The sequence below is a fragment of the Kitasatospora sp. NPDC056184 genome, from assembly GCF_042268405.1.
Lineage (GTDB): Bacteria > Actinomycetota > Actinomycetes > Streptomycetales > Streptomycetaceae > Kitasatospora.
In genome coordinates this window covers 1-23544 of sequence record NZ_JBHJUI010000018.1, presented here as the reverse complement: position 1 = coordinate 23544, position 23544 = coordinate 1, and the positions used below count along the sequence as shown (strand labels likewise).

Sequence of the window (23544 nt, the reverse complement as noted above, 5' to 3'; positions counted from 1 at the left end):
CTGTCGGCGCTTCCGGCCCTCCCAGCGCTCTGGCTACTCGCGGGTAGAGGCCGATGTAATCGGCGATTACATCAGCGCGCCCGCACCCGGTCAACCCTCCGCGCACGCGAAGTCCCCTCCGCTCAGCGCGGGTTGGCGACTCCCCGGCCGAAGGTGTCGAGCACCTGCGCGACCACCTCCTCCGCCTTCTCGGCCGGCAGGTACCCGTCCACGATCATCTGCGCCAGCCCGTACACCAGCGCCTGCCCCGCGAGCCCGACCAGCGCCGGATCGCCCGGCCGCAGCAGCCCCGCCGCCTGGTCGGCGACGATCACCTCGGTGTACGCGCGGTCGATCCCGGACAGCCGCTCGCGCAGCTCCGGCTGCGGGGAGGGCGCGAACACCCGCGACCGCACCAGCGCGAAGCGGTGGGGGTACCGGATCGCGTAGCGGACGAAGCCGAGCCCGACCGCCCGCAGCACCGCCCGCTGATCCCCGGCACCCGCACCCATGCCCGCACCCGCGTCCGGGTCCGCCCCCGCGGCCGCGGCCATCTCCACGCGCTGCCACCGCTCGAAGTCCGCCAGCGCCCGGTCCGCCACCGCCGTCATCAGTGCCCGCCGGTCCGCGAAGTGCCGGAACGGCGCCCCGGCCGAAACCCCCGCCCGGCGGGCCACCTCCCGCATGGTGACCTTCTCCTGCCCCAGCTCGTCCAGCAGCTCGAACGCCGCCCCGACCAGTGCCTCGGGCAGCGCCCCGTGGTGGTAACTCCCGCGCTCCGCGGGCCTCTCCGTCATGCGGGCAGTGCTATCACACCACCGGCGGCCCCAGGGCCGGTGCCAGGCGGTCATCGGCCACGGGCCCGTTCCGGGGGCGTTCCGAGGCGCGTTCCCCGGCGTGTTCCCCGACGCGTTCAGCTGACGGGGGCGCCCCACCACCGGGTCAGCGCGGCCTCCATCCCACCCTGACCGTCCCCGACCCAGACCACATGACCGTCCGGCCGCAGCAGGACGGCGGGCACGTCCAACTCCGCCCCGGCGTCGGCGACGTGGTCGACCCAGTCCGCCCAGCCCTCCGTCGAGAGCCGGCCGCCGGTGCGGTCGAGCAGCAGCCCGCGGCCGCCGTGCAGCCGTCCGTACAGTCGGCGGTCCCCCGACAGTCGGACGTCCCGCAGCCGTCGGCCGACGAGTGCGTGGTCCCCGTCGCCAACCTCGTAGCGGATGTCGACCGCGGTGATCACACCGGTGACGTAGCGGTTCACCTCCTCGACCTCCATCAGCCGAGCGAGCAGTTCCCGCAGCGCGGTCGGCCCCGGCGCGCTGCCGAGCAGGGTCATCTGCGCCTGGGTGTTGGTCAGCACGCGGGCGCCGACCGGGTGCCGCTCCGTGTGGTAGCTGTCCAACAGCCCCGCCGGCGCCCAGCCCTCGACCTCGGCGGCGAGCTTCCAACCCAGGTTGAACGCGTCCTGCACACCGAGGTTGAGCCCCTGCCCGCCGGTCGGCGGGTGGATGTGCGCCGCGTCGCCGGCCAGCAGCACCCGGCCGACCCGGTAGCGCTCGGCCTGCCGGGTGGCGTCGCCGAACCGGGAGAGCCAGTGCGGCGTGTGCGCGCCGAAATCGGTGCCCGCGACGGCGCGCAGCCGCGCCTTGAACTCCTCCAGCGTCGGCGGCGTCGCCCGGTCCTCGGCGACGCCGGCCGCCGGCACGATCATCCGCGCGACCCCCGGTCGGCCGTCCACGTCGGGGGCCACGCCGAACCGCGGTTCGGTGCGGCGCACCCGCTCCACCACGGCGGCCACCTCCGCCGGGTCGGCGGTCAGCTCCAGGTCGCCGATCAGCGTCTCGACCGTGGCGGGCTCCCCCGGGAAGCCCACGCCGAGCGCCTTGCGCACCGTGCTGCGCCCGCCGTCGCAGCCGACCAGGTAGCGCGAGCGCAGCCGTGTGCCGTCCGCCAGTTCGACGGTCACGCCCTCCGCGTCCTGGCTCAGTCCGGCGACCTCGCAACCGCGCCTGATCACGGCCCCGAGTTCGAGGGCGCGCTCCTCCAGCAGCCGCTCGGTGACCGCCTGCGGGGTGGCCAGCCCGTACGGGTGGGCGGTGTCCAGGCTCTCCGGCCAGGTCGTCATGACGCCGCCGAACAGCCCGCCCACCTGGAACTTCTCGCTCACCGCGAGGAACCGCTCCAACAGCCCCCGCTGGTCCATGATCTCCACGCTGCGCGCGTGCAACCCGCGTCCGCGCGACTCCCCGCCCCGCTCCGCCAACCGCTCCAGCACGACCGCGCCGACCCCGTGCAGCCGCAGCTCGCACGCCAGCATCAGCCCGGTCGGCCCGCCGCCGACCACGACAACGTCCTTCACCGGAGGCCCCGTTCCCTCGTTCACGCACATCCGCCGAAACGGGCAGAACGCCATGGATTCCACGAATCCCGCCGTTCCGCCCCATCCCGGCCCAGGCCGATGATTCTGCGCCTCCCCCACCCCCTTGCCGCAAGACCCCCCGTGCGCTATACGTTGAGAGTGGCGGCGAGTGAACACCCCTCGCCCGTCCGGTCCTCCCGCACCCCCTCCCGCACCCCCGGCTGACGCGTGTGTGCCCGCGTCTCGGCGAGACGCGGGCACACACGCGTGAAGTCTCCTCCCCTCCGCTGCTACCAGGCGTAGTCCTCCGGGGCCGGCTTCCGGCCCGGGAAGAGGGCGTCCAGACGGGCGAGGACCTCGTCGTCGAGCTTGATGCCGAGGGCGTGCACGGCCGCGTCGAGGTGGGAGGCCGCGCGCGGGCCGACGATCGGGGCGGTGACGGCGGGGCGGGAGAGCAGCCAGGCGAGGGCGAGGTCGGCGGGATGCTCGCCGACCTCGGCGGCGAGGTCCTCGTAGGCCTGGATGCGGGGCCGGTTGGCCTCCAGGATCTCGCCGGCGTGCGGCAGCGCGCCGCGGACGAGGCCGCCCTCGCGCTCCTTGCGGAGGGCGCCGCTCAGCACGCCGCTGCGCAGCGGGGACCACGGGAGCAGGCCGAGCCCGTAGTACTCGACGGCGGGGATGACCTCCAGCTCGATGGTGCGGTCGAGCAGGTTGTAGAGGGACTGCTCGCTGACCAGGCCGAGGAAGTGGCGGCTGCCGGCGGCCTCCTGGGCGCGGGCGATGTGCCAGCCCGCGAAGTTGCTGGAGCCGACGTAGATGATCTTGCCCTGGGCGACCAGGACCTCCATCGCCTGCCAGATCTCCTCCCAGGGCGTGTCCCGGTCGATGTGGTGCATCTGGTAGAGGTCGATGTAGTCGGTGCCGAGGCGGCGCAGGCTGGCGTCGACGGCGCGGCGGATGGCGAGGGCGGAGAGCCGGCCCTCGTTCGGCCACTCGCCCATCGGGGCGTAGGCCTTGGTGGCGAGCACGGTGCGCTCGCGGCGGCCGTCGCCCTTGGCGAACCAGCGACCGATGATCTCCTCGGTGCGCCCCTTCTGGCCGCCTTCGACGTTGCGGCCGTAACTGTTCGAGGTGTCGAAGAAGTTGATGCCCCGTTCGTGGGCGCTGTCCATGATCAGATGGGCGTCGGACTCCTCGGTGTGCGGGCCGAAGTTCATGGTGCCCAGACAGAGTCGGGAGACGGTGAGGCCGGTGCGGCCGAGGTGGGTGAACTCCATGGAGCCACCCTGAGCCGCACCGGCCGTGCTGTCCAGCACATTTCGCCCCGTGGGACGCGGGTCGCGCGGGTGCCGGCGAAGTGCCCGCGAAGTGTCGGCGGTCAGCGTCCGCGGGCGCCGTGCGTAGCGAACTTCCGTACCGCGAGCGGGCCGCAGAGCAGCAGCAGGAGCGCGCACCAGAGCAGGGTGGCCGAGGTCGCGTGCTGCATCGGCCAGGCGGCGGCCGGGGCGGACGGGTTGCCGAACAGCTCGCGTCCGGCCTGGACGACGGCGCTCATCGGGTTCCAGTCGGCGAGCGCGGCCAGCCAGCCGGGCATGCCGCCGGTGGGCACGAAGGCGTTGGTCACCATCGCCAACGGGAAGACCGCGACGGCCAGTTGCCCGGCCGCCTCCTCCTTGCCGACGGCCAGTCCGAGCAGCAGACCGACCCAGGTCATGGTGAACCGGAAGAGCAGCAGCAGGCCGAACGCCGCCGCGGCGTCGCCCGCTCCGCCGCGGATCCGCCAGCCGACGGCCAGCCCGACCGCCGACAGGAGGGCCAGGACGACCAGGCTGACCAGCAGGTCGGCGAGGGTCTGGCCGAGCAACAGGCCGGTGCGGGAGACCGCCATCGAGCGGAGCCGGTCGGTGATGCCGCGCCCGACGTCGCGGGCGGCGCCGACCATGGTGGGCATGATGCCGTTGACGGCGACCATGGCGAACAGGCCGGGCATCAGGAACTCCCGGTAGCCGCCGGTGTCACCGCTTCCGGACGCACCGGGCACGGCGATGGCGCTGCCGAACACATAGCCGAACAGCACCACCATCAGCACGGGGACGGCCAGCGAGGCGGCCACCAGTCCGGGCGAGCGGCGGTAGGCGAGGAGGACGCGGAGCGTCGACGACCAGGTGTCGGCGAGCAGGCGCGCGGGCGCGGACATCGGGCGCGCGGGTGCGGACATCAGGCGGCCCTCTCCGTCTCCGTGTCCGTCTCCGCTTCCGTGCCCGTCACCGCTTCCGCTTCCGCTTCCGCTTCCGCTTCCGTGGAGGTGCCGGGCGGCGCGCCGTCCGCGCGCCCGGTGAAGGCGAGGAAGACGTCGTCCAGCGAGGGCGGCCGGAGCGCGGCGTCCCGGGCGACCACCCCCACCGCGTCCAACTCCCGCACCAGCCTGGGCAGCAGCACCTCCACCCCGGGCCGGGAGACCACCTCGACGGTCCGCTCGTGCTGGTCCACCCGCACGTCGCCGGTCCCGGCGAGCGCCGCCACTACCACGGCGGCCCGGCCGAGGTGGGCGGCGTCGGCGAGGGTGACCGAGACCCGGGTGCCGATCGACGCCTTGAGCCGCTGCGGCGGGCCGGTGGCGATGGCGGCGCCGTGGTCGACCAGCACGATCGAGTCGGCCAGCCGGTCGGCCTCCTCCAGGTACTGGGTGGTGAGCAGCACGGTGGTACCGGCGGCGGCCAACTCCCGCACCACGTCCCAGATCTGCTGCCGGCTGCGCGGGTCGAGGCCGGTGGTGGGCTCGTCCAGGAAGAGCACCGGCGGGGCGGTGACCAGGCTGGCGACGAGGTCGAGCCGGCGCCGCATGCCGCCGGAGTAGGTGCGGACGAGCCGGTCGGCGGCCTCGGCGAGCCCGAAGCGGTCGAGGAGTTCCCCGGCCCGGGCCCGGGCGCCGCGGGCGCCGAGGTGGTGCAGCCGGCCGAGCAGGTGCAGGTTGTCGCGGCCGGTGAGGCCCTCGTCGACGGCGGCGTGCTGACCGGCCAGGCCGATGCTGCGCCGGACGGCGTCGGGGGCGCGGACCACGTCGTGGCCCGCCACCCGGGCGGTCCCGCGGTCGGGGGCGACGAGGGTGGCGAGGACGCGGACGGCGGTGGTCTTGCCCGCGCCGTTGGGGCCGAGCAGGCCGCAGACGGTGCCGGCGGGGACGGTCAGGTCGAGGCCGCGCAGCGCGCGGGTGGTGCCGAAACGTTTCTCGACGCCGGCCATCTCGATGGCGGCGACGGTGGCTCCGGCGTGGTTCCGGATGGTGTCGGACATGGCTCCGCCCACCCCCTCACTAGGTACAGCGTACGTAGAAGAGCTTGCGGGCGCATCGTACTACGTACGCCGTACGTATCTAAGATGGGGAACCGAGGTGATCAACCAGTGCCGTCCGAAGAATCCCCGCACAGCGACTCCGCCCCCGCCGCGTTTCCGGGCGAGGCACCCGAGCTGATCTGGCTGCGCCCCGAGCGCACCGGCCGGGGCCCCCGCCCGGCCCACAGCCGGACCTCGATCGCCGCCGCCGCCATCGCCATCGCGGACGCGGAGGGCCTGGACGCGGTCTCCATGCGCCGGGTCGCCTCGGCACTCGGCGCGGGCACCATGTCGCTCTACAACTACGTGCCGAAGAAGGAGCACCTGCTCGACCTCATGCTCGACGCCGTCGCCGCCGAGTACGACTACACCGCCCTCACCCCGACCGGCGACTGCCGCACCGACCTGCGCCGACTCGCCCACGAGCAGCTCGCCGCGCTGCGCCGCCACCCCTGGGCGCCGGCCCTGGTGATCGCCCGCCCCGGCCTCGGCCCGCACGCCCTGCGCTACACCGACCACTTCCTCGCCGTCACCGAACCCAGCGGCCTGGACGGCACCGCGCGCCTGGAGGCGCTCGCCCTGCTCAACGGCTTCGTCTGCCAGTACGCCCAGTACGAGCGCACGGCGGCGGCCGGCGCCAAGTGGCAGGCGGAACTGGCCGGTTACCTCGGCCGCGCCGCGGCGAGCGGCGCGTACCCCCACCTGGCCGCCGCGTTCGCCACCGCCGGCGCGCCGGCCGGCGACCCCGACACCGTCTTCGACCGCTCACTCGACCGCGTGATCACCGCCGCGCTGGCGCCGGTCGAGCAGCCCTGACCACCACCTGGGGCACCGCGCCCCGACAGCCCGTCGGCTATTCCTCGCGGCGGCGGCTGCCCGGAACGAACATCCAGAGCAGCCACGCCCCCGTGCCGAGCAGCAGCATGTTGACGGCGATCTGCCCCGGCGCCTCCCCGAACCCGGTGTCCCAGCCGCCGAGCCACGCCTCCAACAGGCTCCCGGTCAGGTACCAGAGGCCGAAGTCGGCCACGACGGTCACCGCCCACACCGCCATCGGATGCCACCGGGGCCGCGGCACCGCGTGCAGCAGCGCCAGCGCGGCGGTGATGCCGAGGGCGGTCGGGACGAAGTCGGGGCGGACGTGGTCGAGGTAGTTCCACGGCAGCACCGAGCCGACGACCCAGATCAGCGCCAGGCAGCCGATGAACCGCACCAGCATCGCCGCCGCCGGGTGCGGCGCGGGGCGCCGGGGCTGCGGCACGGGCGCGGGCGGTACGGGCACGGACGGCACCGGCCCCTGCCACCCCGTCGGCTGGGACGGCGCCAGCGGCCCGGGACCCACCGGCGGTGTGGACCGCGCGCCCGGCCCCCACACCGGGGCCGCCGCCGCACCGGCCTGCGGCGGGACCCGCACCGGCCCCAGCACCGGCGGCACGTCCGCCGCCGTCGCCAACGCCGTCACCGGAGGCGGCCCGTACGCGCCCGCCGGTGCCCCCGGCGCCTGCGCCCGGGCCACCGCCGCCAACGCGGCCAGCACCCGCTCCGCCGACGGCCGCGCCGCCGGGTCCTTGGTCAGCAGCGCCCCCAGCAGCGCCGCCAGCGCGCCCGCCCGTACCGGCGGCCGCGGCTCCTTGGTCACCACCGCCACACACAGCGCGCCGAACGTCGACCCGCCGAACGGCGCCTCGCCCTCCACCGCCGCGTACAGGGTCGCGCCGAGCGCCCACAGGTCGTTGGCGGGCACGGGCGGCCGGCCCTCCAACTGCTCCGGCGCCATGTACGCGGGCGTGCCGATGACCGCGCCGGTCCGGGTGAGCGCCGTGGTCGCGTCCGCCATGTGCGCGATGCCGAAGTCGGTGAGGACGACGCGCTCGCCCATCAGCAGCACGTTGTCCGGCTTGAGGTCCCGGTGCACGATGCCCGCCGCGTGCGCCTGCTGCAGCGCCTTGACCACGGCCGACCCGATCTCGGCGACCCGCGCCACCGGCAGCGCGCCCTCCCGGGCCAGCGCCGTCGCCAGCGAGACCCCGCGCACCAGCTCCATCACGATCACCGGCGCGCCCTCGTGCTCGACGACGTCGTGCACGGTGATGATCCCGGGGTGGTTCAGCCGGGCGGCGGCCCGCGCCTCGCGCAGCACCCGCTCGACGAGCTGCTCGCGCTCGGCGTCCGTCACGCCCTGCGGCAGCAGCACCTCCTTCACGGCGACGTCCCGGCCCAGGGTGGTGTCCCAGCCCCGCCAGACCCGCCCCATGCCGCCCTGGCCGATCAGCTCCACGAGCTGGTACCGGCCCCCGATCAGTGCCCCGTTCACCGCTGTCATCCGGCACACCCTAGCGGCCCGGCCGCACGGCGTTGACGCCCCGTCATCAAATCATTTCCCCCGGACACCTTCCGCCGCCTACCGTGACCCGGCCAGCGATCCCGCGCCCAGGAGAAAGACACCGCCATGCAGACCGACCACCACGGCTGGGCCGACGAGGGCTTCGGCGCCGTCGCCGACGCCTTCGCCCGCAACTTCGCCGACTTCCCCGAACTCGGCGCCGCCGTCACCGTCCACGCGGGCGGCCGCAAGGTGGTCGAACTGTGGGGCGGCGTCGCCGACGAACGCACCGGCCGGCCCTGGCAGGCGGACACCGTGGTCCCGGTCTTCTCCTGCGCCAAGGCGCTGGTCTCCCTCTCCGCCCACCTGCTCGCCCAGCAGGGCCGCCTCGACCTGGACGCGCCGATCGCCCGCTACTGGCCCGAGTTCGCCCGGGGCGGCAAGCAGGCGATCACCACCCGCATGGTGCTCGCCCACCGCGCCGGCATCCCCGCCCTGGACGCACCCCTGACCTTCTCCCAGATCGCCGCCTGGACCCCCGTCATCCGCGCGATCGAAGACCAGAAGCCGCTCTGGGAGCCGGACACCGCGCACGAGTACCACGGCCACGTCTTCGGCTTCGCGATCGGCGAGGTGATCCGCCGCATCACCGGCCTCACCCCCGGGCGGTTCTTCCACCTCACCTTCGCCGCACCCCTCGGCCTCGACGCCTGGATCGGCCTGCCCGCCACCGAACTCCCCCGCCTGGCCCGCCTCGCCGAGGCCGAGGGCCGCCGCCCGATGCCCGGCCCCGAGCACCTGCTCACCCGCATCGTCACGATGAACGGCGCGCTCGTCTTCCCCGGCCTCGACGAACCGCACGGCTGGAACGACCCCGACCTGCACGCCGTCGAACTCCCCGGCGCGGGCGCCGTCGCCTCCGCCACCGCCCTCTCCACCCTCCTCGCCGCCACCGTCACCGGCCTCGACGACGCCCCACCCCTGCTCACCCCCGCCACCATCGCCGACGCCACCCGCGAACTCTCCTCCGGCCCCGGCCACCTGGGCTTCGACCTCGGCGCCCGCTGGTCCTCCGGCTTCCTCCTCCCCTCCCCCACCCTCCGCCCCATGCTCACCCCCCACAGCTTCGGCAACGACGGCGCCGGCGGCCAGTTCACCTTCGCCGACCCCCACCTCGGCCTCACCTTCGCCTACACCGCCAACCGCATGATCGGCCACGCCGACCCCCGCGCCAACCACCTCATCGCCGCCCTCGGCGTCTGAGCAACGGACAACCGCTGTTCCTGAACGGTCCGCCGCGGTCGCCGCCCCACGGCGGTGATCGGTGGACACAACAGCACAGGGCCCCGGCCGGAGCCGGGGCCCTGGTTCACCGAGGGCGGGGGCACCTCGCCGCCCTCGGTGGGTTGAGTGTGTCAGGGGGTGCGTTCGGGCTGGAGTGTCCAGCGCTGGTTGGCCTGGAGTACGGGGCAGTCCCAGATGCCGAGTCGGGTGCCTTGTGCTGTTGCCCAGCCGGGCAGTTCCAGGCACTTGCCGCCGGTGCTGTCGGCGTTGACAGTGCCCGGGATGTAGAGTCGGCCGTCGGGTCGCATGCTCCATTTCTGTCCGGTTTCGCCTGTGCAGAGGGCGAGGACCGCGCGGGTGCCGTTGGTGAGTGCGTTGTCCTTGGTCGACAGGCAGTAGCTGCCGACGCGGACGGTGCCGTCGCTTGCGAAGTTGAACCGCTGGTTGGCCGTCTGCCAGCAGGCGTAGACGGCGAGTTCGGCGCCCGGGCGGGGGCCGCCTTCGGCGTCGGCACAGAGCCAGTCGACGAGGGCGGAGTGGATGGAAACGCTCGCGTCGGCGTAGCCGGCGAGGACCCAGGGGGCGAAGCCGGTGACCTTGCCGTTGGTGCCGGAGCCGGGGAAGATCGCGAGGGCGTTGGTGTTGTCGATCACCCAGAGATCGGCGAGTCCGTCACTGTTGAGGTCGCCCGCGCCGATCCGCGGGTGGGTGCCGGCCTTGAGCGCGGCGTTGGTGGTGAGCTTGATCCCCTTGTCCGGCTTGGTCAGCGCCGAGTAGTCGACGGTCTGGTCGGGGTTCCAGCCGAGCGGATAGGCGTAGATGTCGCCGGTGGAACGGCTGCGGGCCCAGAGCGTCGCCTGATTGACGGACTTGTTGGTGAGCGTACTGATGGTCGGTCCGTTGGCGGCACCGGGGTTGATGAGCTCGAGATCGTCCCAACTGCCGCTCGCCGCGGGGATCAGCAGCGCGGTGGGAATCTCCGGGGTGCCTCCGGGCTCGAAGAGGTAGAGCTTTCCATCCTCGACGGTGAGGATCGAGGTCTGCGTGGTGAAGACGGGCCGGTTGATGGCGGGCTTCTCGGCGGTGGCCTCACCGGTCGGGGTGCCGAATGCGAGGAGCTGCGAGATGTGGCTCCACGTGTCGTGGTAGATGTCGCACGGCGCGCCGGTGCCGTACGTGAGGCAGATCTCCGGGCGCGTAACGATCCCGGGCACGAGCTTGTCGAAGCCCCCGGTTCCGTTGTTGTTGATCAGGTAGAGCGCGTCCGCGAGAGGCTTGGTCCTGTCGGTGACGGGCTTGTTGTAGTGGGCGATGATCTGGTCGACGGAGGCGCCGACGGTCAGGCTTCCGCGATGGCTTATCTGGAAGTCGGCCCAGGTGGTGCCGTAGTCGTTGGCACCGGGAGCGGCCGCCGAGGTCGCGGCGAGCGAGCTCACCGGATCGGCATTGCCACCGATGACGCGGAGGTCGCCGTTCTTGTCGGCGCCGACGATGTCGGCCTTCTGGTCGTTGTCGACATCACCGAAGAGCGGCTGGGTGCCGGGCTTCCAGGGGACGTAGAAGTTGTAGACCGCGGCCTGGCTGTAGTTTCCCGCGATGTCCATGGCCCAGGCATAGATGGTGTTGATGCCCCACTTGCGCGCCTGGTAGTTGAACGTGGTCCCCGGAGCGAGGGTGGAGGGGTCGTTGGCGTCGCACGTCCAGCCGACGACCGGGGTCGGGTCGGCGCTGACGCGCACGCACGCGATCCCGGATGCCCGGAGGCCCGGGCCGGGGGCGGGGTCCTCGGCGTTGACCGTGAAGGCGCCCTGGTCGTTCATGTACTTGGCGGGGTTGGGGTTCGGCGTGCCGGCGGGCGGGAAGTCGCTGGAGCTGATGCTGGCCCGCGGGTTGGTGCGATCGACGCGGAAGTAGCACCACTCGCTCGCCGGCGAGTCGAGGAGTCCGTCGGACGACTGCGCGTACCAGCCGTACTGGTGTCCGTCGCTCAGCGCGCCCGGCGTCACCGGTTCCGCCGGGTAGTTCCAGCTTCCGCCCCAGGTGCCCCAGCGGTAGCTGAAGTTGGGGTCGTTGTCGTCCCACACGTGGACGCCGGTGTGCACGATCTGGCCGGTCGGGGACCAGCTGTTGGCGTAGAGGTAGATGTTCTGGTTGCTGCCGATCCACCCGGGGTTGTCCCAGGGGCGGACCCCTCCGCTGGTGCACTCGGCGGCACCGCCGTTGCTGTTCTTGGTCTTGGCGAAGCCGGGGGTGGGGTAGGTGCGCGGGTGCCAGACCGTGGGCGCGGTGTCGTAGGTGGTCGTGACGCTCGGCTTGCTGTCGAGGTGGTGCCGGTAGAGCTTCTCCATCTCGCCGGCCCTGGGCGCGATGCCGATGGTCCAGGTGGACCACGTGCCGTTGGCGGCGCGCTTCATCATGTCAGTCACGTCTATGGCGAGCGGGCCGCCGTTGCCGCTGATGACCTGGCTGCCGACGAACTCGCAGCCCTCCATGACCGCGCCCTTGTTCCCGTAGCCGCACGGCTGGTCGGTCCACTTGCTGTGGTCGTGGATCGCCGTGGGGGCCCAGTAGACGCCGAGCTCGGTCGAGGTTCCGGGGCTGGCCGCGCCGGTCACCAGGCCGTTGAGGGTCGAGCTGTACAGAACGGGCGGGGAGTCCGCGCCCTCGACCTTGGTGTAGATCGCCGGATTGACCGCGAACTGGAAGTACGCGCGCTGGCGGCCTTCGATGCCGCAGTCCTGGTTCGGATCGGTGCTGTGGTAGCCGCAGAAGCCCGTCGCGAGGTTGGTCTTCTTGTTGTAGTACTCGTAGCCCGGGTGGTTCTCCTGGACCTCGACCGACCCCTGGATCCCGCTGGTGACCGCGGTGAGCGACGGGTCGAGGTACCAGGGCCCGCTGCCGGCGCCCAGCGCCTGCGGGTCGGGCGTCAACTCGATGGCCCCGCCGGCGACCTTCGTCCCCATGGTGGCGACGTTGGCGCCGTCCCCCGGGCCCTCGGCGGTCGATGGCAGTCCCGTCGGCTGGAGGTCGGCGTCTCCGGCGGCGGGGGCCGCCGCGAGGCCGAAGGACTTGGCGGCCGGGGCCGGAGCACTCTGGCCCGTCCGTGAAGAGTCCCACTGCAGCGACGCGGGCGAGCGGAACCGGGCCACGCCGGCGTCGTCCTTCACGTCGATCTGCCCCTGGTCGTCCGCGGTGACGGTCAGGCCCTTGGTGCTGATCGGGAAGCGGAGGGTCTTCAACGCGGGATCGGCCGCAGCCTCGGGGGTGTGCACGACGATGACGTCCCGCCAGCCGCCGACGTCGAGCGCGGTCAGCTGCAGGTCGACGCCCGGCAGCACGTTCGCGTAGGTGGCGGTGCCGCCGTCCACGGAAGGCCTGGGCAGCGTGAACGGCGCCCCGACGGAGAGCTCCTTGCCGTCCGGGGTTGCCACGGTGGCCATCGGGCCGACGCCACCCCCGGAGAAGGTCACCGCGGTCGGGGAGACGGACGGGCTGAGAGTGCCGTCGCCGTTGGCCCGCAGGCTCGCGTCGATGTCGGCCCACGCGCCGTCACGCTTGACGCGCACGGGTTGGGCGTTGTCCGTGGTGGTCAGCCTCCCGTCCGGGTTCGCCACGGTCCTCGACGTCTCGCTCGTCATGGTGTCCACGACGACCGACCTGCCGCTCGCCTTCGCGTTGGAGATGGCGTCGAATACCGCCTGTTGCTCAGGTGTCCGGGGGGGTGGTGGTTGCGAAGGCGCAATCGGTGTCACACCTCCGACGGGCCCGTGCGCGGCCGTGGAATCGTCGGCGAATGCGGCGGGTACGCCGAGCAGGCCGATACCGAGGACACAACTCGTGGCGATGGCAGTCAGCCAGACCGTACGACCACGTACGGATTGTGTGGATGATGTGTGCACTCTTGTGCGCGATGCAGTGGGCATGCCTACCGCGCTTCCCCTTCCCGGGCAGCGGCCCCCGTCTGGGGTCACGTTCGGGTCGGAACGATGGTGCCTGACCTGCGGTTTAGTCAACCCACTTGCGGGTTCGTGCCCAGCATGTCCGGAAATCTTCCGGTCCCAAGGTCAAGAGTCCATAAACATCGTGCGCATGGTGGCCGAACGATCTGGTGGCACGTCAGAGCCCTCACCTATCGTCACTCCGACCGTGGTGCATCCATGTTCATTTGACGCCACGTCGACAAAGACCGAGGAGATTCTCCGGTGGGAGTTTTGCCTGCCCGGATACGGGCCGGGAGTTCAAAAAGACGCCGATGGCGTTCACCAGTGGTGGCGGCGATGGTCGCCCTGGCATTGACGGGGGTGTCCGTTCCGCCGGCGGTGGCGTGGACGTATCCCGAACCGGAGGGGAAGGTTTGGAGCCCTCCCAACTCTCCGGCGGTGGGAGCGGCGGTATCGGTGGAGGGCCACGACGCCCAGCCGCCGAACCAGGAGCCCGCGACCCGGACGCCCAATGGGCCGCCTAAGGCCGCGCCCACCGTCGTGACCGGGACCGAGACCGTCACGATCGGTGTCGACAGCGCCGGAGCGAAGGCCGCCCGCGCGGCCACCGGGGGCGCCTCACCCGCCTCCAGCGGTGCCTCCGGTGCCAAGGCCGGCGATCTCGCCGTCCGCGTCACCCCCGGCAGCGGTGCCGGCGAGAGTGCGCGCACGGTCCGCGTCCAGGTGACCGCTCCGGAAGCGGGCAAGGCGGCAGGCGTCGTCGGCCCCCTCATCGCAGTGTCCGACGTCGAGGCGTCGACGACCGGCGACGGTCGCAGCGCCAAGGTCTCCCTGGACCTCAAGTCGCTGCAGGCCGGCGCGTGGTCCGACCGCGCCGCGCTGGTCGCGCTGCCCGCCTGCGCCCTGACCACGCCGGATCGGGCCGAGTGCCGTACCCAGACACCCGTCCCCGTCCAGGCCGACGGCCACGGGTTGGTCAGCGCCGAGGTGACGCTGCCCGCGGCCGCCCCGGCCCAGGAGCGCGCCGGAGGAGTCAAGACGTCCTTCGCAGCCGGGATTGGTTCGGCTGCTCCGACCGGTTCCGCCTCTGTCGCGAGCGCACCCGTGGTACTCGCCGCGCTGCCCACTCCATTCGGCGCCGGCGGCAACTACACGGCGACGACGCTCTCGCCCTCCGCCGGTTGGAACGCCGGCTCCAACTCCGGGAGCTTCTCCTACGCCTATCCGGTCTCCGTGCCGGCGGCCCTCGGCGGCGAGGCGCCCACCGTCACGCTCGGCTACAACTCGGCCGCCGTCGACGGGAAGACGTCGGCGACCAACTCACAGTCCTCCTGGGTCGGTGACGGCTGGGGCTACGAGCCCGGTTTCATCGAGCGCTCCTACAAGGGCTGCAACAAGTCCGGGATCTCGGGATCCGCGGACCTGTGCTGGGGCGGCCAGAACGCCACCCTCGCACTCGGTGGCCGTTCCGGCACCATCGTGCGCGACGACGCCACCGGTACCTGGCACCTGCAGGACGACGACGGCTCCAAGATCGAGCAGCTGACCGGTGCACCGCGCAGCGGCAACGACGTCAGCTACCGGGACATGGAGTACTGGCGGATCACCACGCCGGACGGGATCCAGTACTACTTCGGCCTCAACCACCTGCCCGGTGGCGACGGCACCGACCCCGCCGCGAACTCCGTCCTGACGACGCCGGTGTACTCGCCGAAGAGCAGCGACCCCTGCTACAGCGCCTCGTCGGGCAACGACTCCTGGTGCCAGATGGCCTGGCGCTGGCAGCTCGACTTCGTCGTCGACCCCCACGGCAACCTGACCACGTACAAGTACGCGACCGAGGGCAACAAGTACAGCCGGGGCGGCGCGCCGGACAGCAGCAAGGGGGTCCTCACCGACTACCAGCGCAGCGCGTACCTCCGGGAGATCGGCTACGGCCAGCGGCTCGACGAGCAGAAGGCCGCCAAGGGCACTCTCAACCCTGCGGCGAAGGTCGCCTTCACGGTCGCGGAGCGGTGCCTGCCCTCCGGTTCGGTCACCTGCGCCGAGGACCAGCGCACCACCGCCAACGCCGACTTCTGGCCCGATGTCCCGGTCGACCAGATCTGCACCGGCTCGGGCACCTGCACGAACTCCGCACCGACGTTCTTCACCACCAAGCGGCTGACCGCCATCACCACCCAGGCCCTCGTCAGCGGCGCCTACCGCACCGTGGACAGCTGGGCGCTCACCCAGTCGCTCGCCGACCCCGGAGACGGCACCAAGAAGACCCTGCAGCTGGACTCCGTCCGGCGAACCGGGTCCAACGGCCAGACGCCGATCACCCTGCCGCCCGTGAGCTTCACCTACCGGATGATGGCCAACCGGGTCGACGGCCTGGACGTGCCGGAGCGCATGTTCATGCGCCCGCGGATCCAGGGCATCACCACCGAGGCCGGCAGCCGGATCAACGTCGCCTACAACGATCCCGAGTGCTCCCGGGTCAACAACCGCATGCCCGCCTCCGCGGACGGCAACTCCATGGCGTGCATGCCGGTCAAGTGGTATCTGCCCTACCAGGGCATGCCCGGCCAGGACCCGGAGCCGGTCGACGACTGGTTCAACAAGCCGCTCGTCAAGCTCGTCACCGAGCAGGACCTCGTCAGCACCCCCGCGATCGGCAAGACCACCGAGTACACGTACAACGGCGGCGCCGCCTGGCACCGCAACGACGCCGAGTCCACCGACCCCAAGGCCCGGACCTGGGACCAGTTCCGCGGCTACCAGTCGGTGACCACCACCACGGGCAGCGGCTCCTCCAGCGAGGCCCCCAAGACCCAGCAGACGATCACCTACCTGCGCGGGATGCACGGCGACTACCTCGCCAACGGCACCGACAAGCGCAACGTCCAGGTCACCAGCCCCCTCGGCGGCACCGTCACCGACGAGGACTGGCTCGCCGGCCGCATCGTGGCCACCGAGGACTACGACCAGGCCGGCGGCACCGTCCGATCGGTGGCCGGCAAGCAGTACAACGGCCAGCAGATCACCGCCACGCACGCCCAGAGCGCCGGCGCACCGCAGATCCACGCCCGCTACTCGGACTCCCAGACCACCTCTCTTACCAAGGCGAAACTCGCCGACGGGAGCTGGCGGACCGCCAGTACGGTCACCACGACCGATCCGGCGCACGGGAACCGCGTCGTTCAGGTCAATGACAAGGGTGACGGCACCACCGCCACCCCGGAGATCTGCAAGACCACCAGCTACGCACTGAGCGACAACCCGCTCCTGCTCACCCTGGCTTCCGAGGAAATCACCGTCCAGGGCAACTGCTCCACCAAGCCCACGGCCGTCACCACCATCAGCGGCAGCCGCACCCTGTACGACGGCAAGCCCCTCGGGTACGCCGGGACAGCGGGCGACCCGACCAGCAGCCAGGCCCTCGACCACCACGACCAGGCCGGCAATCCGGTCTACGCCCACTCCAGCAGTGTGACCTTCGACGCCTACGGCCGGAGCATGACCGCCGCATCGTCGAACGGCTCGACCTACGACCGCGACGGCGCCCAGCTCAGCGGGCCCTCGGTCACCCCGGCGGTCACGGCAACAGCGCTCACTCCGGCAACCGGCTCCCTTCCCTCCGAGGTGCGGACGACCGGACCGATGGGTGCGGGCTGGACCACCACCGTCGTCCAGGACCCTGCCCGCGGCCTGCCGCTCACCAGCACGGACATGAACGGCCGGGTCACCACGTCGAAGTACGACGCGATCGGGCGCATCACGGACGTCTGGGCCCCGGACCGCCCGACGAACGCACTCCCGAGCAAGACCTTCAGCTACTCCGTCAGGGGCACGGCGGGACCGTCCACCATCACGACCAAGTCGATCAACGACGACGTCGCCACCTACCTGACGACCATCGAACTCCTCGACGGATTCGGCCGCGCCCGGCAGACCCAGAGCATGAGCACGGCCTACCCGACCGGGCGTCTGATCACGGACACCGTCTACGACACCCACGGCTGGGTGATCAAGACGTCCAACCCGTACTACGAGAAGACCTCGTTCCCCACCGAATCCATCTTCCTCCCCGTCGGTGACGGCCAGATTCCCGGCCAGACCTGGAACACGTACGACGGCACCGGACGCGTGGTGCGCTCGGAGTTCCGCTCGAACGGCAACCTCCAGTGGGCCGGCACCACGGCCTACCCCGGTGCGGACCGGACCGACACCACCCCGCCCACCGGGGCCACGCCGACCTCCATCGTGACCGACGCCCGAGGCCGGACCACGGCCGCCTGGGAGTACCGCACCAGCACGGCCACCGGGAGCCCCGCCGACGCCGACATCACGACCTTCGCCTACACCGCGGCCGGCCAGCCCTCCGGGCGCACCGACAGCAGTGGCAACACCTGGAGCTACACCTACGACCTGAGGGGCCGGAAGGTCTCCGCGACCGATCCGGACACCGGCACCAGCCAGACGTTCTACGACACGGACTCGCAAGTCGACCGTACGACCGACGCCAAGGGCCAGACCCTGGCGTACACGTACGACCTGCTCGGCAGGAAGACCGGAAGCTACAGCGGCAGCGTCGCCCCGGCCAACCAGCTGGCGGCCTGGACGTACGACACGCTGGCCAAGGGCCTGCCGACCTCCTCAACCCGCTACGTCGGCGGATCAGGCGGACCGGCCTACACCACGGCCGTCACCGGCTACGACACCGGCTACCGGGCCCTGGGTACGTCGGTCACCATCCCCAGCGCCGAGGGCGCCCTCGCCGGCACCTACTCCACCACCAACATCTACAGCAAGGGCCGGGGGTTCCTGAAGGCCACGACCATCCCGGCGGCTGGTGGCCTGCCGGCCGAGACCGTGTCCTACGGCACGACCATCACCGGCCTGCTCACCTCGGCCTCCAGCCGGGGACAGGCCGTCATCCCCCAGATCACCTACGACCCGATGGCCCGCCCCCTGGAGACCACCTTCGGCGCCTACGGCGTGCAGGTCGTCTCGCTCCAGCAGTACGACTGGGCCACCGGACGCGTCATCAACTCCTTCGTCTCCCGCCAGACCGGCACCGTCGCCACCGACCAGACCAGCTACACCTACACGCCGTCCGGCCGGATCACCTCGGTCAGCACCATCCAGGACGCCGCGAGCACCGACACCCAGTGCTTCACCTATGACCACCTGGGCCGGCTGACCAACGCCTGGACGGACACCCAGGGCGTCCGTACCACCGCCGACTGGACCGACTCCGCCGGGACCACCCACGGAACCGGCGGCTCCACCAGCGTGCCCGGCATCGGCGGCTGTAACAACGCCACCGGCCCGGCCCAGGTCGGCCCCGGCGGCCGCAGCATCGGCGGACCCGCCCCCTACTGGAACACCTACAGCTACGACGCCAGCGGCAACCGCACCGGCCTCGTCCGCCACGACATCACCGGCAACAGCACCAACGACACCACCACCACCCAGACCTTCGGAGCCGCAAAGAGCCGCAACACCCCCACCACCGCGCCCAACACCGGCGGCGGAACCGGCGGGCCCCACGCCCTCCTGACCTCCACCACCACCGGACCCGGCGGGACCAAGGCCGTCAGCTACCAGTACGACGCCAAGGGCAACACCACCGCCATCACCGACACCGCCGGCACCACCACCCTGACCTGGAACGGCGAGGACAGGCTCGCTTCCCTCGCCAAGACGGCCGGCGGCACGACCACCTACCTCTACGACGCCGACGGCAACCAGCTCATCCGCCGCAACCCCGGCAAGACCACGCTCAACCTCCCCACGGACGAGCTCACGCTCGACACCGCCACGGGCTCGACGAGCAACGTCCGGACCGTCGCCTCGGCCGGCGGCCTGACCTACCTGCGCGTCACCGCCCCCATCGGCGGCGGCACCACTCTCATCCAGGCCACCGACCCCCACGGCACCAGCGGCCTCCAGATCGGGACGACCAGCACCCAGCCCGTCACCCGCCGCCCCACCGACCCCTTCGGCAACCCCCGCGGCACCCAGCCCCCGGCCTCCAGCTGGGCCGGCGGCAAGGGCTTCGTCGGCGGCACCAAGGACGACACCACCGGCCTCACCAACCTGGGAGCCCGCCAGTACGACCCCGCCACCGGCCGCTTCATCAGCCCCGACCCGATTCTCGACGACGCGAACCCGCAGCAGTGGAACGGCTACGCCTACAGCGAGAACGACCCGGTCAACCGCAGCGACCCCAGCGGCCTCGCCTCACCCGAGTGCGGCACGCTCTACAAGTGCACCGGTACCGGCGGCACCATCACGATGAAGAACGCGGAGCAGGCAACCGCGGAATACGTCCCCGAAACCGCTCTTCAGCGGCTGGTCGACAGTGCTCCCGGATACAAGCCCGTGGTGCCCATCGGCCCGCCTCCGAAGAAGCGCGGTTTCTTCGACGGCGTCAAGGACACCGTCGTCGGCACCGCGAAGGGCATGCTGCAGCCGTACAAGGACATGAAGAACTGTGTCTTCGGCTGGAGCGGCAGCGCCTGCAAGGCGACCGCGATATCGCTCAACCCTGTCGCGATGTCGATAAAGACCGTCAGCGGAAGTATCGACGGCGTCAAGGAGATGGCCGATCAGGTAAAGAACGGCGAGTACGCCTACACCAGCGGCCAGGCCACAACCCTGATCCTCATGTCCGTGGTCGGCAAGAAGATCAGCGGAGGATGCCACAGTTTCCTGCCGAGCACACTCGTGCTCATGGCCGACGGCACCGCGAAGCCAATCGGCAAACTTCAAGCAGGCGAGTTCGTCACCACCACCGACCCACAGACCGGTGAGACCACGTCACGACCCGTGACCGCGACGATCGTCACGCCTGACGACTCAGAGTTCACCGAACTCACCCTGACCGTTCCTACGGACGGCGGCGAGCCCACCACCACAACGACCATAGCCTCCACGTCCACCCACCCGTACTGGGACGAAACCACCCGGCGCTGGACCGAAGCCGGCGCGCTCCAGACCGGTCACCGTCTCATCGGACCCGATCAGAGCACGATGCTCATCGTCGGAACCCGCAGTTACACCACGCAGCCCCAGCAAGCCCATGACCTGACGGTCGCGGACCTTCACACGTACTATGTGCTGGCTGGCTCGCTTCCGGTATTGGTGCACAACTGCCCGACTTTCATTCCGCGCACCGCCAACAAAGCAGCCTCAGGTAATTCCGTCACGGTTTTTCACTACACAGACAAGGCCGGATACAACGGAATCCGCTCACAGAATCCCTACGTCATCCGCCCTGGAAGCTCAAAGAACGGGGCCGGCCCATTCTTCACCAACAAGAGCCCCAATGACCTGAGGGCTCCTGGGGCATTCAAGCGCGTCCTGGGAATCACGTCCGCAAAGTCCGAGTATGTGATGGAATTTTCAGTCGAGCAATCCGAACTCGTCCCCCTAAGAGGAGGTCGAGGAGCGCATATTTTCGAAATACCCGGGGGTGCCACCGTCCCCAGATCATCAGTTGAATATTTTGGCCCTACAGAAGAATGGGGTTAAATTGATCACGGGCCATGACCTTGTCATTTTGACACCCGGCCCGGTCGCCGGCGCGATCAGTTCGTTCCTTGATGCGACGTCAAGAAAATGGGGCAGCCTACTGTTTTCCCAGCAGTCGGGCGAGTTTCACCCCTGGATCGGGAGAGTCGAGGACATCTCGGACAGTTCTGGAGATCTACTCATTGCTCAAGACCGACAGATGGCCGATCGCTGGCAAGAGGAAGGCTATTTTGTCGACAACCAAGGAGGCCCATTCTCCATCCTCTACCAGCCAATGGAGAAAAGGGAACTGAAGGTTTCATCCCTGGAGGACCCATACAGCCACAACGGATTCGGCTTCAGGCCGTACGAAATGCTCCTCCTGATGCATTCGGCATGGCTAGTAACTCTTGTCACCCCTGACGAGGAATCCCCATTTTCGCGGGATTTGATGAAATCCTTCACAGCTGAAATCCTGAGATCCACACCCAGCAGTTGATGACCCCGATGCGGTAGGCGCTTCCACCTGGAACGCCTACCGCATCGGACGTATCGGAGCGGGTCAACCCAGGGCGCGGGGGAGGGTGGTGCGGACCCACTGCTCGGGTTCGGAGAGGTGGGGGGCGTGGCCGGCGTGGGGGTAGACGTGGCGTTCGGGTTTGGGGAGGGAGAGGTCGATCAGGTCGAGGACCTCGCCGTACATCGGTTCGCTGTCGTCGCTCTGGGTGAGGAGGACGCGTTCGGTGAAGCGGTTGAGGGCGGTGAGGTCGAGGTCGAGGGCGTCCGGGTCGCGCAGTTCGTCGAGGTAGGTCGGCGCGTTGCGGATGTAGGTGTGGCGGACCGGCGCGGGGAGCTGTTCCCAGGCCCCCGGGCCGAAGGCGACGGTGTCGACGTAGCGCTCGGCCCCGGCGGCCGATTCGGCCTGTTCGAGGAGCTCGCGGACGGCCGAGATCCGTTCGGCGAAGGCGACGCCGAGGGGGCGCAGCTCCGGGTCGGCGAGCAGGGTGCCGGTCGCGGGCGGTTCGTGGACGGCCACGCCGCGCAGCAGGTCGGGGCGGGCGGCGGCGAGGCGGAGGGCGATCAGGCCGCCGTAGGAGTCGCCGCAGACGTAGGCCGGCGCGAGGCCCAGTCCGACGATCAGGGCGGCCAGGTCGGCGGCGTCCTCGTACACGGAACCCTGGGTGAGCAGGTCCTCGCTGCGGCTGTGCCCGCGCCGGTCGTAGGCGACGGCGGTGGTCTCCTCGCCGAGCCCCGGCAGGACGCGCGACCAGCTGTCGGCGTCCGTCCACGATCCGTGCACCAGCACCAGCCCCGGCCCGGCACCCCGGGTCTCGTAGTACAGCGACACCCCGTTCACCCTGATCTCCGCCATCACGAGCCTCCCGACCTCGGTCGTGCACCGGTAGCGCCCCACCCACCAGCGTGACACACCCCCGTCACACCGGTCGGATGAACGGACCGGGGGGAATGCGGACGCCGTCACGGAGCGGAACCACCGGCCCGGCGGACGATCACGCGGAATTCCCGAAATCGAATACGCATGGGAATGTCCGAGAAAATCGGTGGACCTTGAAAGCGGCTTGAGTCCCGGCGGCGCGTGCGGCAAGACTGGGCCCCAACATCCGAACGGAGGGCCCCACTTGACCACCGACCTCTCCACGATCCGGCAGATCAGACTCGGCGACGAACTGCGAGCCCTGCGGCTGGAGCAGAACAGGAAGCTCCTGGAGGTCACCAGCGGTCTGGACGGCTGGAGCGCCGCACGCCTCAGCAAGATGGAGCGGGCGGAGCAGCCCGTAGGCCCCAGGGACCTCGCGACCCTCCTCGACTACTACGGGGTCAGCGGCGCGGACCGGGAGTACTACGAGAACCTCCTCGGCAGCGGGCCGCCGCCGAAGCAGTGGTGGCGGAACCTGGACTACGCCGAGGCGATCACGCCGGCCTTCGCGGAGTACCTCGCCCTGGAGGCCGAGGCCTCGTCCATGCTGGACTACTTCCCCTCCGGGTTCCCGGGCCTCGTGCAGACCGGCGAGTACGCGATGGAGATGATCGCGGCGGGCCTCGACTCGCCCAACGAGGAGAGCGTCGAGGCGGGGGCCGAGGTCCGGATCCTGCGGCAGCGGAGGCTCACCGACGAGCCGGCGCTGACGCTGGAGGCGTACTTCGGTGAGGTCGCGCTGCTGATCGCCGGCGATCAGTCCGTCCTGGCGCGGCAGATCGCGCACGCCGTCGAGGTCGCCCAATTGCCGAACGTGACACTGCGCATGGTGCCACTCAGCGCAGGTCGGACCGGCATTCTGTCATCCGGCGTCACCCTCATGCAGTTCCCGGGCGATACCGAAAACGGCTTCGTATTCATCGAAGCCGTCGGCGGTATGCTCCCGCGTAGGACGGGACGCGACGTGCGACGAGCCGAGCGAGCCTTCGCCCGAGTCGAGCGGCATGCGTTGTCTCCTGCCGACACCATCACCGCCCTTGAACGCAAGTTGGAAGAGCTGACGTGAGCCAGAAGCACGATCCCTACGTCCACGACCCCTCCGACGCCGAGTGGATCAAGTCCCCCTTCTCCGGTGACGGCAACGGCAACTGTGTGGTCATCGCCCGCTTCCCCAACGGCGACGTCTGGCTCGGCGACGACAAGGCCCCCGACCGGCCCCACCTCGCGTTCGACCACGCCGAGTGGGCCGCCTTCGTCAAGGCCATCGAGACCCGCTCCCCCGACTTCACCGCCTGACAGTGATGATGTTCGTGGTGACGCTGCGGGTGGGTCTGACTCGCCGCCTGACTGACGTCTCGACTGTCCTGTTTGGGATTTGTCGGCT

14 protein-coding genes are annotated in these 23544 nt (G+C 70.8%); 6 read left to right on the top strand and 8 right to left on the bottom strand.

The features are described 5' to 3' along the window. Nucleotides 1-122 precede the first annotated feature (122 nt). The 5 genes from ACFC0B_RS29255 to ACFC0B_RS29235 form a co-directional block, all read right to left on the bottom strand. Nucleotides 123-776, bottom strand: a complete 654-nt coding sequence (locus ACFC0B_RS29255; protein WP_376092229.1) for a TetR/AcrR family transcriptional regulator — start codon at nucleotides 774-776, stop codon at nucleotides 123-125. A gap of 116 nt (nucleotides 777-892) precedes the next feature. Continuing rightward, entirely contained in the window at nucleotides 893-2338 is a 1446-nt protein-coding gene (locus ACFC0B_RS29250; RefSeq protein WP_376092226.1) for an FAD-dependent monooxygenase, read from the bottom strand. 290 nt (nucleotides 2339-2628) lie between these two features. Beyond that, nucleotides 2629-3615 (bottom strand): aldo/keto reductase, encoded by a 987-nt coding sequence (locus ACFC0B_RS29245; protein ID WP_376092223.1) that lies wholly within the window; start codon nucleotides 3613-3615, stop codon nucleotides 2629-2631. A 101-nt stretch (nucleotides 3616-3716) separates the two neighbouring features. Beyond that, nucleotides 3717-4556: an ABC transporter permease gene (locus ACFC0B_RS29240; RefSeq protein WP_376092220.1), complete on the bottom strand. Its 840-nt coding sequence runs from the start codon at nucleotides 4554-4556 to the stop codon at nucleotides 3717-3719. After that, the gene (locus tag ACFC0B_RS29235; RefSeq protein ID WP_376092217.1) at nucleotides 4556-5632 is read right to left on the bottom strand and encodes an ATP-binding cassette domain-containing protein; all 1077 of its coding nucleotides are present in this window, start codon (nucleotides 5630-5632) and stop codon (nucleotides 4556-4558) included. Before ACFC0B_RS29235 ends, ACFC0B_RS29240 begins: the two co-directional genes overlap by 1 nt. A 108-nt stretch (nucleotides 5633-5740) precedes the next feature. Between ACFC0B_RS29235 and ACFC0B_RS29230 the strand changes: the two genes are divergently transcribed. After that, on the top strand, nucleotides 5741-6487 hold the full coding sequence (locus ACFC0B_RS29230; protein WP_376092214.1) for a TetR/AcrR family transcriptional regulator: 747 nt from the start codon (nucleotides 5741-5743) through the stop codon (nucleotides 6485-6487). Between the two features lie 37 nt (nucleotides 6488-6524). On the opposite strand, the gene ACFC0B_RS29225 is transcribed toward ACFC0B_RS29230, so the two are convergent. Further along, nucleotides 6525-7994 (bottom strand): protein kinase, encoded by a 1470-nt coding sequence (locus ACFC0B_RS29225; protein WP_376092211.1) that lies wholly within the window; start codon nucleotides 7992-7994, stop codon nucleotides 6525-6527. 126 nt (nucleotides 7995-8120) lie between these two features. On the opposite strand from ACFC0B_RS29225, the gene ACFC0B_RS29220 reads away from it, so the two are divergent. Next, nucleotides 8121-9257, top strand: a complete 1137-nt coding sequence (locus tag ACFC0B_RS29220) for a serine hydrolase domain-containing protein (RefSeq protein ID WP_376092208.1) — start codon at nucleotides 8121-8123, stop codon at nucleotides 9255-9257. Nucleotides 9258-9409: 152 nt separating this feature from the next. Here ACFC0B_RS29220 and ACFC0B_RS29215 read toward each other — a convergent pair whose 3' ends face one another. Beyond that, entirely contained in the window at nucleotides 9410-12916 is a 3507-nt protein-coding gene (locus ACFC0B_RS29215; RefSeq protein ID WP_376092527.1) for a ricin-type beta-trefoil lectin domain protein, read from the bottom strand. An 843-nt stretch (nucleotides 12917-13759) separates the two neighbouring features. On the opposite strand from ACFC0B_RS29215, the gene ACFC0B_RS29210 reads away from it, so the two are divergent. After that, a complete protein-coding gene (locus tag ACFC0B_RS29210) occupies nucleotides 13760-20743 on the top strand; it encodes an RHS repeat-associated core domain-containing protein (RefSeq protein WP_376092205.1) in 6984 nt (2327 codons plus the stop codon). A gap of 1 nt (nucleotide 20744) precedes the next feature. Further along, nucleotides 20745-21221, top strand: a complete 477-nt coding sequence (locus ACFC0B_RS29205) for a hypothetical protein (protein ID WP_376092202.1) — start codon at nucleotides 20745-20747, stop codon at nucleotides 21219-21221. Nucleotides 21222-21284: 63 nt separating this feature from the next. Here ACFC0B_RS29205 and ACFC0B_RS29200 read toward each other — a convergent pair whose 3' ends face one another. Beyond that, nucleotides 21285-22094 (bottom strand): alpha/beta fold hydrolase, encoded by an 810-nt coding sequence (locus ACFC0B_RS29200; RefSeq protein ID WP_376092199.1) that lies wholly within the window; start codon nucleotides 22092-22094, stop codon nucleotides 21285-21287. 268 nt (nucleotides 22095-22362) lie between these two features. On the opposite strand from ACFC0B_RS29200, the gene ACFC0B_RS29195 reads away from it, so the two are divergent. Both ACFC0B_RS29195 and ACFC0B_RS29190 read left to right on the top strand, forming a co-directional pair. Continuing rightward, a complete protein-coding gene (locus ACFC0B_RS29195) occupies nucleotides 22363-23226 on the top strand; it encodes a helix-turn-helix domain-containing protein (protein WP_376092196.1) in 864 nt (287 codons plus the stop codon). Continuing rightward, nucleotides 23223-23456 (top strand): DUF397 domain-containing protein, encoded by a 234-nt coding sequence (locus tag ACFC0B_RS29190; protein ID WP_376092193.1) that lies wholly within the window; start codon nucleotides 23223-23225, stop codon nucleotides 23454-23456. Before ACFC0B_RS29195 ends, ACFC0B_RS29190 begins: the two co-directional genes overlap by 4 nt. Nucleotides 23457-23544 lie beyond the last annotated feature (88 nt).